Source organism: Bartonella sp. AP57NXGY, from assembly GCF_042195805.1.
Classification (GTDB): domain Bacteria; phylum Pseudomonadota; class Alphaproteobacteria; order Rhizobiales; family Rhizobiaceae; genus Bartonella.
Genome location: NZ_JBHIOZ010000474.1, coordinates 1 through 782 on the forward strand (window position 1 = coordinate 1; position 782 = coordinate 782).

General features: G+C 32.0%; 1 protein-coding gene. It reads left to right on the forward strand.

What is annotated here, in order from left to right; translation table 11 throughout:
* A partial coding sequence (locus ACFIL8_RS11550; protein ID WP_375689920.1) for a tRNA-dihydrouridine synthase occupies positions 1–347 on the forward strand: 347 nt, incomplete at its 5' end.
* Positions 348–782 lie beyond the last annotated feature (435 nt).

Genomic DNA, 782 nt, shown 5'->3' on the forward strand with positions numbered 1-782 from the left:
GAATTAAATCGATTGATGAGATCAAAGAACACTTAACTTTCTGTGATGCTGTCATGGTTGGTCGCCAAGTTTATCATGATCCAACTTTGTTAAAATATATTGATTTTGAACTCTATGGTGAGTCGCAGAATAGTCTAAGTGAGAGTGATCTTATTGAGGTTATGTGTGATTATGCGGCTCGACATATTGCATCGGGGGGACGGCTTTCTCATGTGACGCGTCACATGATTGGTTTATTTCATGGGCGGGGTGGGGCACGTCGATGGCGGCAAATACTATCAAATGATGCGACAAAAACAAACGCAGATATATGTACTTTAAAAGAAGCTTTTTATGCTCTCATTTAATAACAGTCAGACAATTAACATATATTAAAGTTGAGATCCTTTGCGTTTTGATTTCTTTGCGATAATTTTGATCCCTTCAATTTTATAAGTTTTTGAAAGTTTATAACTTTTATTATGAATAAGAATGTTAGAATTTATATATTAAACGGAAAATAGTTTAAGGGTATCACTGTAAAGGTAATCATAAGATATTAATAACATTTTGAATCTTGCACGTTTGTTATTGGGGTAGAAATTATTGCTTTCATAGTATTTAACATTTTTAAAGCACTATTAAAAAAACAATAAATTATTCATATCCTGTATATATGACGTGATTTTCATAAACATTGTAGATTTTAAAAGGTATCCTTATGATCGCTAGTCCATTTGATGATTTTCGTGCTTTGCTTACAAATTTACCTGTTGCTGATGAGTTTTCTATAATTTTGGCAA